Raw genomic sequence first — 13,701 nt, 5'->3', positions numbered from 1 at the left:
CCCCTCCCGCCCCGCCCGCAGGCTGTAGCCATGGCCATCGTGCAGCCCATCGTCATCTACCCGCCAGGCGGCGACGGCGGCCGCCGGGTCCGGGCCGCGGACCGGTTCCTCGGGATGGCGTACGGCGTCCTGGACATCGTCGAGTTCCTGCGCCTCGCGGGTCTGGAGAACGTCGACGACGACTGGGTCCGCCAGTCCGACCGGATCGAGTGGCGCGACGGCGGCCCGGACACGTGGGACACGTGAGCCACGGGCCCCGGCCTGTCCGGACGGCCGGAAGGGCGGCACCCCGCCGGGATGCCGCCCTTCCGCTCCGCCCGCTCGGGCGAACGGAGACCGTGGCGGGATTCGAACCCACGTAACTCGCTTTGCAGGCGAGCCCCTGAACCACTCGGGCACACGGTCACTGGGGAGGTCGGGGGCCGGTGGTCGCCGGTCGTCCGAGCTCGTGGGTCGACCGTAGGGCGGGGTGGGGGAGGGGTTCAAGGAATCGGGGTGCGCCGCAACGGGACTGCCATGTGCCGTTCATGAACGGCAGGGTGATCAGCGGTGGTCGTAGGACCAAGGTCCCGGTGCGAGGCCACCCACAGACAGGGGTAAAAGTGGTCCGTGACCCTTACCCTGGCCGTCATGACCACGCCCGAACCGCGCGACACCGGCGTCGCACAGGCCCTCACCCCCTCCCCGGTCCCCGCAGGCGAGGAGACCGTGCTCGGACGGCCCTACCGGGCGCTGAGCATCGGCATCGTCTCCGTCGTCCTGCTGATCGCGTTCGAGGCCACGGCGGTCGGTACGGCGATGCCGGTCGCGGCGCGGGAGCTGGACGGGGTGTCGCTGTACGCGTTCGCGTTCTCGGGATACTTCACGACGAGCCTGTTCGGGATGGTGCTCGCCGGCCAGTGGTCGGACCGGCGGGGCCCGCTGGGCGCGCTGACCGCGGGCATCGCCGCCTTCGCCGCCGGACTGGTGCTCGCCGGCACCGCCGCCGCGATGTGGCTGTTCATCCTCGGGCGGGCCGTGCAGGGGCTCGGCGGCGGGCTGGTGATCGTCGCGCTGTACGTCGTCGTCGGACGCGCCTACCCGTCCCGGCTGCGGCCGTCGATCATGGCGGCGTTCGCCGCGAGCTGGGTGGTCCCCTCGGTCGTCGGCCCGCTCGCCTCCGGCGCGGTCACCGAACACCTCGGCTGGCGCTGGGTGTTCCTCGGCATCCCGGTGCTCGTGGTCTTCCCGCTGGCCCTCGCGCTGCCACAGATACGGCACCGGTCGTCCGGCCCGGTCGAGGGCGCCCCGCAGCGCGAGAGCGGCGATCCCTCCGGCCGCCGCCGTATCCGGCTCGCCCTCGGCATCTCCCTCGGCGCCGGGCTGCTCCAGTACGCCGCCCAGGACCTGCGGTGGCTGTCGCTGCTCCCGGCCGCCGCGGGCGTCGCCCTGCTCGCGCCTGCCGTGCTCGGACTGCTCCCGCACGGCACCTGGCGGGCGGCACGCGGGCTGCCGTCGGTGGTGCTGCTGCGCGGGCTCGCCGCGGGCTCCTTCATCGCGGCCGAGTCCTTCGTGCCGCTGATGCTGGTCACCCAGCGCGGACTCTCCCCGACCCTGGCCGGGTTCTCCCTCGCCGCGGGCGGCGGGACCTGGGCGCTGGGCTCCTGGGTGCAGTCCCGGCCGCGCGTGGAGCCGTACCGGGAGCGGCTGATGACGTTCGGCATGGTGCTGGTGGCGGCCGCCATCGCCGCGGCCCCCAGCGTCCTGATCGACTCCGTGCCCGCCTGGACCGTGGCGGTCGCCTGGGGCTTCGGCTGCTTCGGGATGGGCCTGGTGATCTCCTCCACCAGCGTGCTCCTGCTGCACCTGTCCGCCCCGTCGGAGGCCGGCGCCAACTCGGCCGCCCTGCAGATCTCCGACGGCCTCTCCAACGTGCTCCTGCTGGCCGCCGGCGGCGCCGCGTTCGCCGCCCTGGGCGGGGGCACGGTGACCCACGCGGCCAGCGAGGCGTCCGGCGGTCACCCGGCGGCCTTCGCCGCGGTCTTCCTGCCGATGGCGGCCGTGGCCCTGCTGGGCGCCTGGGTGACGACCCGGGTGCGGGAACGGTGAGGTGCGAGGCACAGCGGCGAGCCGCAGGGGGAGCGGCGAGCCAAGGGCTGTGACGTCAGTCCCACCCGGGTGTCGCGCGGGCTTGTCCGCGCGTGGGGGGCGGGGGGCCGCCGGTAGGGTGGCCCGGTTGTCGTACGTAGCAAGCCGCCCGCCCGCCCGTCACGCACCACCCGCCCCACCCGACGCCCCGCGCGCGGCCCCCCATTCGACCCCCCTACGGAGACCGTGACTACCACCGCCGCCTCCTCGACGTCCCACCACCTCTCTCCCGCCTTCCCCGGCCGCGCCCCCTGGGGGACCGCGGGCAAGCTGCGTGCCTGGCAGCAGGGGGCGATGGAGAGGTACCTCCAGGAGCAGCCGCGTGACTTCCTCGCGGTCGCGACTCCCGGTGCCGGGAAGACGACCTTCGCTCTGACGCTGGCGTCCTGGCTGCTGCACCACCACGTCGTGCAGCAGGTGACCGTGGTCGCGCCGACCGAGCACCTGAAGAAGCAGTGGGCCGAGGCCGCCGCCCGGATAGGGATCAAGCTGGACCCCGAGTACAGCGCGGGCCCGCTCGGCAGGGACTACCAGGGGATCGCCGTCACGTACGCGGGTGTCGGCGTGCGGCCCATGCTGCACCGCAACCGCGTCGAGCAGCGCAAGACGCTGGTGATCCTCGACGAGATCCACCACGCCGGTGACTCGAAGTCCTGGGGCGAGGCGTGCCTGGAGGCGTTCGAGCCGGCCACCCGCCGGCTGGCGCTCACCGGTACGCCCTTCCGGTCGGACACCAACCCGATTCCGTTCGTCGCCTACGAGGAGGGGAACGACGGCATCCGGCGGTCCGCCGCCGACTACACGTACGGATACGGCAGCGCGCTGTCCGACGGGGTCGTGCGGCCCGTCATCTTCCTCTCCTACAGCGGCAACATGCGGTGGCGCACCAAGGCCGGCGACGAGATCGCCGCCCGGCTCGGCGAACCCATGACCAAGGACGCGATCAGCCAGGCCTGGCGCACCGCGCTCGACCCCCGCGGCGAGTGGATGCCCAGCGTGCTGCGCGCCGCCGACCGCCGGCTCACCGAGGTCAGGAAGGGCATCCCGGACGCCGGCGCCCTCGTCATCGCCAGCGACCAGGACTCCGCCCGCGCCTACGCCAAGCTGATCCGCGAGATCACCGGGACGAAGGCGACCCTCGTCCTGTCCGACGACGCCGGGGCCTCCGACCGGATCGACGAGTTCAGCCACGGCGACGACCGCTGGATGGTCGCCGTCCGCATGGTGTCCGAGGGCGTGGACGTGCCGCGGCTCGCGGTCGGCGTGTACGCCACGACCATCTCGACCCCGCTCTTCTTCGCCCAGGCCGTCGGGCGTTTCGTGCGGTCCCGGCGGCGCGGCGAGACCGCCTCGGTCTTCCTCCCCACCGTCCCCGACCTGCTCACCTTCGCCAACGAGATGGAGGTCGAGCGCGACCACGCCCTCGACAAGCCGAAGAAGGAGGGGGAGGAGGACCCCTACGCCGAGTCCGAGAAGGAGATGGACGAGGCGAACCAGGAGCAGGACGAGGACACCGGCGAGCAGGAGCAGTTCGCCTTCGAGGCCCTGGAGTCCGAGGCCGTCTTCGACCGGGTCCTCTACGACGGCGCCGAGTTCGGCATGCAGGCCCACCCGGGGAGCGCGGAGGAACAGGACTACCTCGGCATCCCGGGACTCCTCGAACCCGACCAGGTCCAGCTCCTGCTGCAGAAGCGGCAGGCCCGGCAGATCGCGCACAGCCGCAAGAAGCCGGACGAGGAGGCCGACCTGCTGGAACTGCCCGCCGAGCGGCGGCCGGTCGTCTCGCACAAGGAGATGATGGAGCTGCGCAAGCAGCTCAACACGATGGTCGGGGCATACGTCCACCAGAGCGGCAAACCGCACGGGGTCATCCACACCGAGCTGCGGCGCGTGTGCGGCGGCCCGCCGAGCGCCGAGGCCACGGCCGGACAGCTGCGGCAGCGGATCGCCAAGGTGCAGGAGTGGGCCACCCGCATGCGGTGAGCTCCTCCCGTACGGCCCTCCACCGACCTCCGTCACCGGGGCGTGCGAAGCCGTGACGTGCGTCACCGGGGCGCGTGACGCCGTCGCGCGCCGTACGTATGAGGACAAACGGACGTACTCCGTCCCGGTCGCTGCCCGGATTCTGGACGGAGACTTCCGCTCAGCGAACCTGCTTCGCTACTGTCCCGCTACGCACACGCCCCGTGGCAGCGCCGCCGCGGAGCGCAGCCGTGAAGCGACGCGGTCCGGACTGGCCGGATCGCCAGCCGATCGGCGGCCTCTGACGCGCGTCACGGACGGGACTTCGTGACGCACGCCGTGACGGGGTCGCCGACCTCACCACTTAAGGAGTGGGCGTCGTGACCGCGGAGACCTCTCAGACGCTCGACCGGGGACTGCGTGTCCTCAAGCTGCTCGCCGACACCGACCACGGGCTGACCGTCACCGAGCTTTCCCACAAGCTGGGCGTCAACCGGACCGTGGTCTACCGGTTGCTCGCCACCCTGGAACAGCACGCGCTCGTACGGCGTGACCTGGGCGGTCGTGCCCGGGTCGGGCTCGGCGTGCTGCGGCTGGGCCACCAGGTGCATCCGCTGGTGCGGGAGGCGGCGCTGCCCGCGCTGAGGTCGCTGGCCGAGGACATCGGCGCGACCGCCCATCTCACCCTGGTCGACGGGGCGGAGGCGCTGGCGGTGGCCGTGGTCGAGCCGACCTGGACGGACTACCACGTGGCCTACCGCGCCGGGTTCCGGCACCCGCTGGACCGCGGGGCGGCGGGCCGGGCGATCCTCTCCGCGCGGCAGAAGCCCGCACAGGAGCCCGGGTACACGCTGACGCACGGGGAGCTGGAGGCGGGCGCGAGCGGCGCCGCCGCACCGCTGCTCGGGGTCACCGGCGTGGAGGGAAGCGTCGGAGTCGTCATGCTGGCGGACGCCGTACCGGAGCGGGTGGGCCCGCGGGTCGTCGACGCGGCACGCGAGGTCGCGGAAGCGTTGCGCTGACGTCCGGCACGTACGGCCCGCGAGTACGACCGGCACGTACGGCCCGCGAGTACGACCGGCACGTACGGCCCGCGAGTACGACCGGCACGTACGGCCCGCGAGTACGGTCGGCGACCGGCGGGCGAGGACCGGCCTGCGACGACGAGCCGGATGTCCCCTGACGTGCCCGGGGCCTGACGCCCCGAAGAGACCCCGGCGGGCGTCAGGCGCAGGCGCCGCCCGCCCCTGGCCGGAAGTCGTCGCCACGTTAGATTGATCCCGTGCTCTCTCGCCTCACACGCCTCCAGGCCGTCGCCGTCTGCGCCCTGCCTGTCGTGGCCCTCCTCGCCACGGCGGCCGTCGCGCCGCTGCCGTTCTCGCTGGCGCAGCCCGGTCTGACGGCGAACGTCCTCGGCAAGAACCAGGGCACCGAGGTGATCACCGTCTCCGGCGCGCCGACCCGGGCGACGAGCGGGCAGCTGCGGATGACGACCATCGAGGCGACCAACCCGGACACGCACGTGGCCCTGAACGACATCCTCGACTCCTGGTTCCGCACCGACCGCGCGGTCATGCCCCGCGACGCGGTCTATCCGAGCGGCCAGAGCGCCAAGGAGATCGAGCGGCACAACACCGCGCAGATGAAGGAGTCCCAGGACGCGGCCACCGAGGCCGCGCTCGCCTACCTGCACCTCGGTGACGAGAACGTCAAGGTCACCCTGAAGCTCGCCGACGTCGGCGGTCCCAGCGCCGGACTCCTGTTCACCCTCGGCATCATCGACAAGCTCGACGGCGACGGCAGCGGCGGCGACCTCACCGGCGGCCGCACCGTCGCCGGTACGGGCACGATCGACCCGGACGGGACGGTCGGCGCGGTCGGGGGCGTGGCCCTGAAGACGCAGGCCGCGCGGCGGGACGGGGCGACGGTGTTCCTGGTGCCGAGGGCGGAGTGCTCCGACGCGAAGTCCGAACTCCCCGACGGGCTGCGGCTCGTGCCCGTGACGACTCTGAAGAGCGCGGTGAACTCCCTGGTGGCGCTGGAGAAGGACAAGGGTTCGGTCCCCAGCTGCTAAGTGCCGCGGGTTGTCCATCCGGGTGATGTTCCGCGCCGGCAGGCTCACCCCGTACTCCTTCTCCCTGTCCGGCAGCCCGTCCGCCCGGTCGGCGAACCCGCTCTCCCCGCACAGCGTCACCCCGCCCGGGTGCTTCGCGGCGAGCCCGGCCACCTCCCACCCCGGTCGGCCGGCGGCCAGGTCCGGCCCGGGGCGCCATCGCCTCACTCGTGCAGCGCGGCCTGCTCCACCAGCGGGATGACCCGCAGCGGAACGGGGTTCTCCATGACGATCGCCGTGGAGGCCCGGACGATGCCGTCAAAGCCGACGACCCGGTCGATCACCCGCTGGAGGTCGGCGTTCGAGCGCGCCACGAGCCGGCACAGCATGTCCCCGCCGCCGGTGGTCGTGTGCAGCTCCAGCACCTCCGGCACACCCGCCAAGTGCGCCCGTACGTCGGCTCCTTGGCCCTGCCGGATCTGGAGCGTGGCGAAGGCGGTCACCGGGTAGCCGAGCGCCGCCGGGTCCACCTGGGGCCCGAAGCCGCGGATGACGCCATTCGACTGAAGCCGGTCCATACGCGCCTGCACCGTCCCGCGCGCGACCCCCAGCCGCCGGGACATCTCCAGCACCCCGATGCGCGGCTCCCGCGCCAGCAGCACGATGATCCGGCCGTCCAGACGGTCGATCGCCATCTCAGCCTCCGGAGCTGGTCATCCTGTACACAACGCCCGGCGATCCGGGCAGGATGCTGGTCATGTTGCCCAGCGCTCACGCGAACTATTGCGCACCTTGCGCGGGAGGGCGAGGCTGCGGACATGACGCAGACCACACACCACACTCCCGACACCGCCCGGCAGGCCGACCCCTTCCCGGTCAAGGGAATGGACGCGGTCGTCTTCGCCGTGGGCAACGCCAAGCAGGCCGCGCACTACTACTCCACCGCCTTCGGCATGCGGCTGGTCGCCTACTCCGGACCGGAGAACGGCAACCGCGAGACCGCCTCGTACGTCCTCACGAACGGCTCCGCCCGCTTCGTGTTCACGTCCGTCATCAAGGCCGCCACCCCCTGGGGCACCTTCCTCACCGAGCACGTGGCCGAGCACGGCGACGGTGTCGTCGACCTCGCCATCGAGGTCCCGGACGCGCGCGCCGCCCACGCCTACGCCGTCGAGCACGGCGCCCGCTCGCTCGCGGAGCCGTACGAGGTGAAGGACGAGCACGGCACGGTCGTCCTCGCCGCCATCGCGACGTACGGCAAGACCCGCCACACGCTGGTGGAGCGGACCGGCTACGACGGCCCCTACCTCCCCGGCTACACCCCCGCCGCCCCGATCGTGGAGCCGCCCGCCCACCGCACCTTCCAGGCCGTCGACCACTGCGTCGGCAACGTCGAACTCGGCCGGATGAACGAGTGGGTCGGCTTCTACAACAAGGTCATGGGCTTCACGAACATGAAGGAGTTCGTGGGCGACGACATCGCGACCGAGTACAGCGCCCTGATGTCGAAGGTCGTCGCGGACGGCACGCTCAAGGTCAAGTTCCCGATCAACGAGCCCGCCATCGCCAAGAAGAAGTCCCAGATCGACGAGTACCTGGAGTTCTACGGCGGCGCGGGCGTCCAGCACATCGCGCTGAACAGCAACGACATCGTGCAGACGGTACGGACGATGCGCGCGGCCGGCGTCCAGTTCCTCGACACCCCCGACTCGTACTACGACACCCTCGGCGAGTGGGTCGGCGACACCCGCGTCCCCGTGGACACGCTGCGCGAGCTGAAGATCCTGGCCGACCGCGACGAGGACGGCTACCTGCTGCAGATCTTCACCAAGCCGGTCCAGGACCGGCCGACCGTCTTCTTCGAGATCATCGAGCGGCACGGCTCGATGGGCTTCGGCAAGGGCAACTTCAAGGCCCTGTTCGAGGCGATCGAGCGGGAGCAGGAGCGCCGCGGCAACCTCTAGGCCGTCCGCCAGACCGCCAGACCGCCTGCCCGCCCGGCCTGGGACCGTCGACCGCGCCCGGCCTAGGACCGCGGACCGCCCCGCTCCCCGGTGTCGTCGGACCCTTCGTCCTCCTCCCCGGAGGGCGGGGGGACCGCCGGGGGTTCACCCAGGGCCCGCAGCGCCTCCCGCGCCCGGGGGGCGTCCAGGGGCGAGAAGTACGGGTTGATCCGCAGCGCCTCCTCCAGATGCCGCCGCGCCGGCCAGCTCAGCCCCGACTGCCGCTCGATCATGCCCCGGTGGAAGGCGTACAGGGCGCTGCGCACGGCGCCCCCGTGCGCCTTGTCCGTCGCCGCGGTGGCGAACCTCAGCGACTCCTGGTCCTCACCGGCCCGGTGCAGGGCCCAGCCCAGCGCGTCGGCCACCGCGATCCCGGGCTGGCGCCGCCACTCCGCGCGCAGCCGCCGCACCGCGGCCCACGGGTCGCCGTGGTCCGCCTCGAACCGGCCCAGCACCAGTGCGTCGTCCACCCCGCCCGCGGCCGCGTCCCGCACCCGTTCGCGCAGCAGGTCGTACTGCACCCGCGCCGCCTCCCCGAGCCCCAGCGACTCGTACAACTCGCCGAGCTCCAGCGCGTACTGCGGCAGCGGCTGCTTGGCCAGGGCCGCCCGGTAGGCGTTCAGCGCCTCCGTCGTCCGCCCCAGCGCCACCAGCGTCCGGGCCTCCCCGGCCTGCGCGGCCCGCTCGTCGGGGTCCAGCCGCACCGCCGCCCGGAAGTGCCGCAACGCATCCTCCCGGTCACCGCGCTCCCAGGCGAGCTGCCCGGCACGCTCCAGCCACGTCGCCTGCTCGGCGGGGGAGTGCGCGGCGGCCGCCGCGTCGGACAGCGCGGCCGCCGCGTCCTCCCGCCGGCCCCGGTCGGCGTAGACGGCCGCGGCCCGCGCCAGCACGGCCGGCCCGGACCGCAGCTCCAGCAGCCTGTCCAGGGTCCGCCCGGCCGCCTTGTAGTCGCCGAGACCGGTGTACGCGTCGAGCAGCTGCGGATACGTCGTCCACCGCGTGCGGTCCTGCTTCAGCGCGGCCTCGCCCCAGGCCAGCGCCGCGGGGAAGTCCCGGCGCGCGTTCGCCAGGGCCGCCATGCCCTCCAGCGCCTCCGCGTTGTCCCGGGCGCGCACCTTCAGCGAGGTGCGCAGCGCCCGCTCGGCCCGCGGGTAGCAGGCGGCGGCGTCGGCGGTCCGCCGGCCCTGCTCCACGTACGCCGCCCCGAGCACCGCCCACGACCGGGCGTCCTTCGGCCGGGCCCGCACCCTCGCCTCGCGTTCGCCGATCAGCTCCGCGAGGCCGGGCAGCGCGGCCGGTACCCCGCCGGCGACCGCGGTCAGCGCCTGCGCCCCCGGAGCCGGTGCGGGAGCCGGCCGGTGCGCCGTTCCCCAGGGCAGCAGCAGGCCCCCGACGAGCAGGGCGCCCGCGGCGACGGAGGTGAGCAGGACCCGCCGGCCGACGCGCGGGCGCGGCCTGTCCGCCGGGTCAGGGGTGTCCTGTTGGCTCTCCATGGCGATCACTGTGCGTCCCCGGGCCGGCCGCTCCCGGCTTACGGCGGTCGGCGCAGACGGGGTTCACACCGATGGCCCCGGGTGCGACGCTGTGATCATGAGCCGTATCCAAGCGCGTCCCGACGAAGACACGGAGGCGGCCGGCACCCTCGTCGACCGGCTGCTGAGCGGCCTGCCCGCCGAGGCCGTCCTGACCGACCCGGACGTCACGGCCTCCTACGCCCACGACATGGCGAGCTTCTGCCCGGCCGGCGCCCCGGCCGCGGTGGTCCTGCCCCGCACGGTCGCCCAGGTCCAGCACGTCATGCGCACCGCCACCGAGCTGCGCGTCCCGGTCGTCCCGCAGGGCGCCCGCACCGGCCTGTCGGGCGGCGCCAACGCCTCCGACGGCTGCGTCGTGCTGTCCCTCACGCGGATGGACCGCATCCTGGAGATCAACCCGGTCGACCGCGTCGCCGTGGTGGAACCCGGCGTGGTCAACGCGGCGCTCTCCCGCGCGGTCGACGCACACGGCCTGTGCTACCCGCCGGACCCCTCCAGCTGGGAGACCTGCACGATCGGCGGCAACATCGGCACGGCCTCCGGCGGCCTGTGCTGCGTCAAGTACGGCGTCACCGCGGAGTACGTCCTCGGGCTGGACGTGGTGCTGGCCGACGGCCGCCTCATGTCGACCGGCCGCCGCACCGCCAAGGGCGTCGCCGGGTACGACCTCACCCGCCTGTTCGTGGGCTCGGAGGGTTCGCTCGGCATCGTCGTACGGGCGGTCCTGGCGCTGCGGCCCAAGCCGGCCCCGCAGCTGGTGCTGGCGGCGGAGTTCGCGTCCGCGGCCGCCGCCTGCGACGCCGTGTGCCGGATCATGGCCGGCGGACACGTGCCGTCCCTCCTCGAACTGATGGACCGTACGACCGTCAAGGCGGTCAACGACCTCGCGCACATGGGCCTGCCGGAGACCACCGAGGCACTCCTGCTCGCGGCCTTCGACACCGCGGACCCGGCCGCCGACCTCGCCGCCGTCGGCGCGCTGTGCGAGGCGGCCGGCGCCACCCAGGTCGTACCGGCCGAGGACACGGCGGAGTCCGAACTGCTGCTCCAGGCACGCCGGTTGTCGCTGCCAGCGCTGGAGGCGGTGAAGGGCACCACGATGATCGACGACGTGTGCGTGCCCCGCTCGAAGCTCGGGGACATGCTCCGAGGCGTGGAGCGGATCGCCGGGAAGTACGGGCTCACCATCGGGGTGTGCGCGCACGCGGGCGACGGCAACACCCATCCGACCGTCTGCTTCGACGCCCAGGACGTCGACGAGTCCCGGCGCGCCCGCGAGTCCTTCGACGAGATCATGGCCCTCGGCCTGGAACTCGGCGGCACGATCACCGGCGAACACGGCGTGGGCGTCCTGAAGAAGGAGTGGCTGGCGCGCGAGATCGGCCCGGTCGGGCTGGAGATGCAGCGGGCGGTCAAGACGGCGTTCGACCCGCTCGGCATCCTGAACCCGGGCAAGCTGTTCTGACCCCCGCCCCGCCCCCGCCGGCTCTCCGCGCCGGTCACTCCGCGTCCTTCGACTCGTCCGAGGGCCACGGGTCGCACAGCCACAACTCGTCGGCCGGCGTGGGCGCGAGGAGTTCGGCCAGGCCCTCGTCGAGGCCGAGCCGTTCCGCCTCCGAGCCCGGCGGGACCGCCCGCAGCGTGCGCTCCAGCCAGGCCGACACCTGGGTGCTCGGAGCCTCCAGCAGGGCGTCCCCGTCGGGTGAACTGAGCGCCATCATGACGACCCCGCGCCCCTCCGTCTTCGTCGGCCACACCCGCACGTCCCCGTGCCCGGACGGCCGGAACACCCCCTCCACGAGCAGCTCGCGGGCGAAGGTCCAGCTCACCGGGTGGTCGGTGCCGATGTGGAAGGTGACGTGGACGGCGTACGGGTCGTCGGTGCGGTAGCCCAGCCGGGCCGGGACCGGGATGCTGCGCCCGGGCGACAGGACGAGTCCGAGCTCCAGCTCCCGCTCTACGACTGTGTGGTGCATGACGTTCGTTCCTCTCACCCGGGGCGGCGGCCCTGCGGCGGGCCCGTACGAGTGGAGAGGGGGCGCGGCCCCGGGCATTACGCGGGTTCGCGGAACTTTTTCTCCGACCGTGTCCCGCGCGGGCCTTGATCGTGTGAAGTACGTGTACGAGGTTGCCCGGAAAGGGGCCGGTCCTACCGGACTGGCGGTGGGGCCTGCGCTCGTCTGATAGATGTGGACACCCCCATTCGACCCCCGAGCAGATACGGGACGACGGACATGAGCGCCCCAACCCCGGCACCCGGCGACGACAGGCCCCGCGAAGGGTATTACCCGGACCCGTCCATTCCTGGATACGTCCGGTACTGGAACGGTGCCGCCTGGGTGCCGGGCACCAGCCGTCCGGCGCCGTCCGACGGCGGGTCGCTCGCGCCACCGACCGGCGCACCACCGGCGCACGCGCCCGCTTCCGCGCCGGCCGAGGAGACGGGCCCGTTCTTCTTCGACGAGGACCCGGTCACTCCCTCCGTCCCCGACGCCCGGCACGGCAGTGGGCCCGAGCCCGCGTCCGTCTGGGGCGCCGACCGGTCCCGGCAGGCCGGCTTCGGCGGGGAGCAGGACCGCCGTGTCTCCTGGGGTTCCCCGCAGGGCCCCGACCCGCGCCTGCCGGCAGGCGAACCCGCGCAGCCGGACGGCCGCGCCGACGGTACGGCGCCGGCACCCGCCCCGGGCACCTCCGACGGCACGTTCGTGTTCCGCCGGCCCACGGCGGGCCAGGGTGACGGCCCGGCGGGCGGCGCGGCCGCTCATCTCCCGGGCCCCGGTGGCCCCTTGACCGACGAGGGCACCATCACCTTCCGTGCGCCCTCCCCGCGCGCGGGGCAGCAGCACCCGGCGCCCGGGGCGCAGCCCGGCGGCACGCACACGGCGGGCCCTTCGGCCCCGGCGGGCGGGCCGGGCGGCGGCTTCGGCGGACCGGCCCCGGCCACCGGGGACGCGGCGGCCGGCGGAGCGGGAGCGTCCGCGGCGCCCGCTGTCCCAGCGGCGCCCGGCTTCGGCGCCGGGAAGGCCGCTGCCGACCGTGCCGCGGCGGCCCAGGCGCCCCCCGCCCCGCAGGCCCTCTCCGGCCCGCAGCAGACGGCCCCGGCGTCCGGTCCCCAGTCCGCGCCTGTCAGCCCGTCCGGCCCTGCCGCATCATCCGCGGCCGCAGCCACCCCGTCCGCCGCGCCGGGTCGGCAGGCGGCCGCCCCGGTGGTACCCCAGCAGCCCGCCGGGTCCCAGCCGCCGTCCGGGTCCCCCCTGCCCGCCGGCTCCCCCCTGCCCGCCGGCTCTCAGCAGGCGGCCGCCTCCGCCCCGATGGCCGCGGGTGCCGGTGGCGGCCAGCCGTCCTGGGCGCAGCAGGTGCACCGGCTGGCGGGGGCGCCCGGCGAGGACCAGCCGGTCGCGCCCTGGAAGCCGCCGGTCGAGGACGTGTTCCAGGCAGCCGCGCGGCGTCAGGCGTCGGCCAGGCCCGCCGGCCTCGGCAGGCGACTGGTGGCCCGGCTGATCGACACGGTCGTGCTGGCCGGTGTCACCGCCGGGGCCGCCGTACCGCTCGGCACCCGGGCCCTCGACCACGTCAACGAGAAGATCGACGCGGCCAAGCTGTCCGGCCAGACCGTCACCGTCTGGCTGCTCGACGGGACGACCTCGGTGTACCTCGGTGCCGTCCTCGCCGTCCTGCTGGTCTTCGGCGTGCTCTACGAGGCGCTGCCCACGGCCAGATGGGGCCGCACCCTCGGCAAGAAGCTGCTCGGCCTGGAGGTGCGGGACATCGAGGGCCACGAGCCCCCGAGCTTCGGCGGGGCCCTGCGCCGCTGGCTGGTCTACAGCGTGCCCGGCCTGCTCCTGGTGGGGGTGGTGGGAGTCCTGTGGGGCCTGTTCGACCGGCCCTGGCACCAGTGCTGGCACGACAAGGCGGCGCACACGTTCGTGGCGGGCTGATTCGTACCCGGCGCGGGAGGCTGGTGGTCCGGCGGGTGAGCAGGTCCCCCGTACGGCCGCTCGCCGGATGCGGAGGCGGGGGG

Annotated in this window: 11 protein-coding genes and 1 tRNA gene; 8 read left to right on the top strand and 4 right to left on the bottom strand. The window is 74.0% G+C overall.

Features of this window, described 5'->3' with window-relative positions:
* Window positions 1–30: 30 nt before the first annotated feature.
* On the top strand, window positions 31–246 hold the full coding sequence (locus AC07AZ_RS15415) for a hypothetical protein (RefSeq protein WP_478847738.1): 216 nt from the start codon (window positions 31–33) through the stop codon (window positions 244–246).
* An 87-nt stretch (window positions 247–333) separates the two neighbouring features.
* Here AC07AZ_RS15415 and AC07AZ_RS15410 read toward each other — a convergent pair.
* A tRNA-Cys gene (locus tag AC07AZ_RS15410) sits at window positions 334–405 on the bottom strand.
* A 225-nt stretch (window positions 406–630) separates the two neighbouring features.
* Between AC07AZ_RS15410 and AC07AZ_RS15405 the strand changes: the two genes are divergently transcribed.
* From AC07AZ_RS15405 to AC07AZ_RS15390, 4 genes are all read left to right on the top strand, one after another.
* Window positions 631–2,088, top strand: coding sequence for an MFS transporter (locus AC07AZ_RS15405; protein ID WP_478847736.1), 1,458 nt, complete (start codon window positions 631–633; stop codon window positions 2,086–2,088).
* Window positions 2,089–2,313: 225 nt separating this feature from the next.
* Window positions 2,314–4,110 (top strand): DEAD/DEAH box helicase, encoded by a 1,797-nt coding sequence (locus AC07AZ_RS15400; protein WP_478847734.1) that lies wholly within the window; start codon window positions 2,314–2,316, stop codon window positions 4,108–4,110.
* A 359-nt stretch (window positions 4,111–4,469) separates the two neighbouring features.
* Window positions 4,470–5,111, top strand: a complete 642-nt coding sequence (locus tag AC07AZ_RS15395; protein WP_478847732.1) for an IclR family transcriptional regulator — start codon at window positions 4,470–4,472, stop codon at window positions 5,109–5,111.
* A gap of 260 nt (window positions 5,112–5,371) precedes the next feature.
* Window positions 5,372–6,163 carry a S16 family serine protease gene (locus AC07AZ_RS15390; protein WP_478847730.1) on the top strand — a complete coding sequence of 264 codons (792 nt, stop codon included), beginning with the start codon at window positions 5,372–5,374 and terminating at the stop codon, window positions 6,161–6,163.
* Between the two features lie 203 nt (window positions 6,164–6,366).
* Here the strand turns inward: AC07AZ_RS15390 and AC07AZ_RS15385 are convergent, their stop codons facing one another.
* Window positions 6,367–6,837: an Lrp/AsnC family transcriptional regulator gene (locus AC07AZ_RS15385; RefSeq protein ID WP_356042913.1), complete on the bottom strand. Its 471-nt coding sequence runs from the start codon at window positions 6,835–6,837 to the stop codon at window positions 6,367–6,369.
* A gap of 123 nt (window positions 6,838–6,960) precedes the next feature.
* On the opposite strand from AC07AZ_RS15385, the gene hppD reads away from it, so the two are divergent.
* Window positions 6,961–8,106: a 4-hydroxyphenylpyruvate dioxygenase gene (hppD, locus tag AC07AZ_RS15380; RefSeq protein WP_478847727.1), complete on the top strand. Its 1,146-nt coding sequence runs from the start codon at window positions 6,961–6,963 to the stop codon at window positions 8,104–8,106.
* A gap of 62 nt (window positions 8,107–8,168) precedes the next feature.
* Here hppD and AC07AZ_RS15375 read toward each other — a convergent pair whose 3' ends face one another.
* The gene (locus tag AC07AZ_RS15375; protein WP_478847725.1) at window positions 8,169–9,638 is read right to left on the bottom strand and encodes a tetratricopeptide repeat protein; all 1,470 of its coding nucleotides are present in this window, start codon (window positions 9,636–9,638) and stop codon (window positions 8,169–8,171) included.
* 91 nt (window positions 9,639–9,729) lie between these two features.
* Here AC07AZ_RS15375 and AC07AZ_RS15370 point away from each other — a divergent pair, with 91 nt between their 5' ends.
* Window positions 9,730–11,145: an FAD-binding oxidoreductase gene (locus AC07AZ_RS15370; RefSeq protein WP_478847723.1), complete on the top strand. Its 1,416-nt coding sequence runs from the start codon at window positions 9,730–9,732 to the stop codon at window positions 11,143–11,145.
* A gap of 34 nt (window positions 11,146–11,179) precedes the next feature.
* On the opposite strand, the gene AC07AZ_RS15365 is transcribed toward AC07AZ_RS15370, so the two are convergent.
* Window positions 11,180–11,656, bottom strand: a complete 477-nt coding sequence (locus tag AC07AZ_RS15365; protein ID WP_478847721.1) for an SsgA family sporulation/cell division regulator — start codon at window positions 11,654–11,656, stop codon at window positions 11,180–11,182.
* Window positions 11,657–11,914: 258 nt separating this feature from the next.
* Here AC07AZ_RS15365 and AC07AZ_RS15360 point away from each other — a divergent pair, with 258 nt between their 5' ends.
* A complete protein-coding gene (locus AC07AZ_RS15360; RefSeq protein ID WP_478847719.1) occupies window positions 11,915–13,618 on the top strand; it encodes an RDD family protein in 1,704 nt (567 codons plus the stop codon).
* Window positions 13,619–13,701: the final 83 nt, after the last annotated feature.

The organism is Streptomyces sp. NPDC043878 (genome assembly GCF_056435735.1).
Note: the sequence above shows the minus strand (reverse complement) of the source record. Positions and strands in the feature narration are given on the sequence as shown.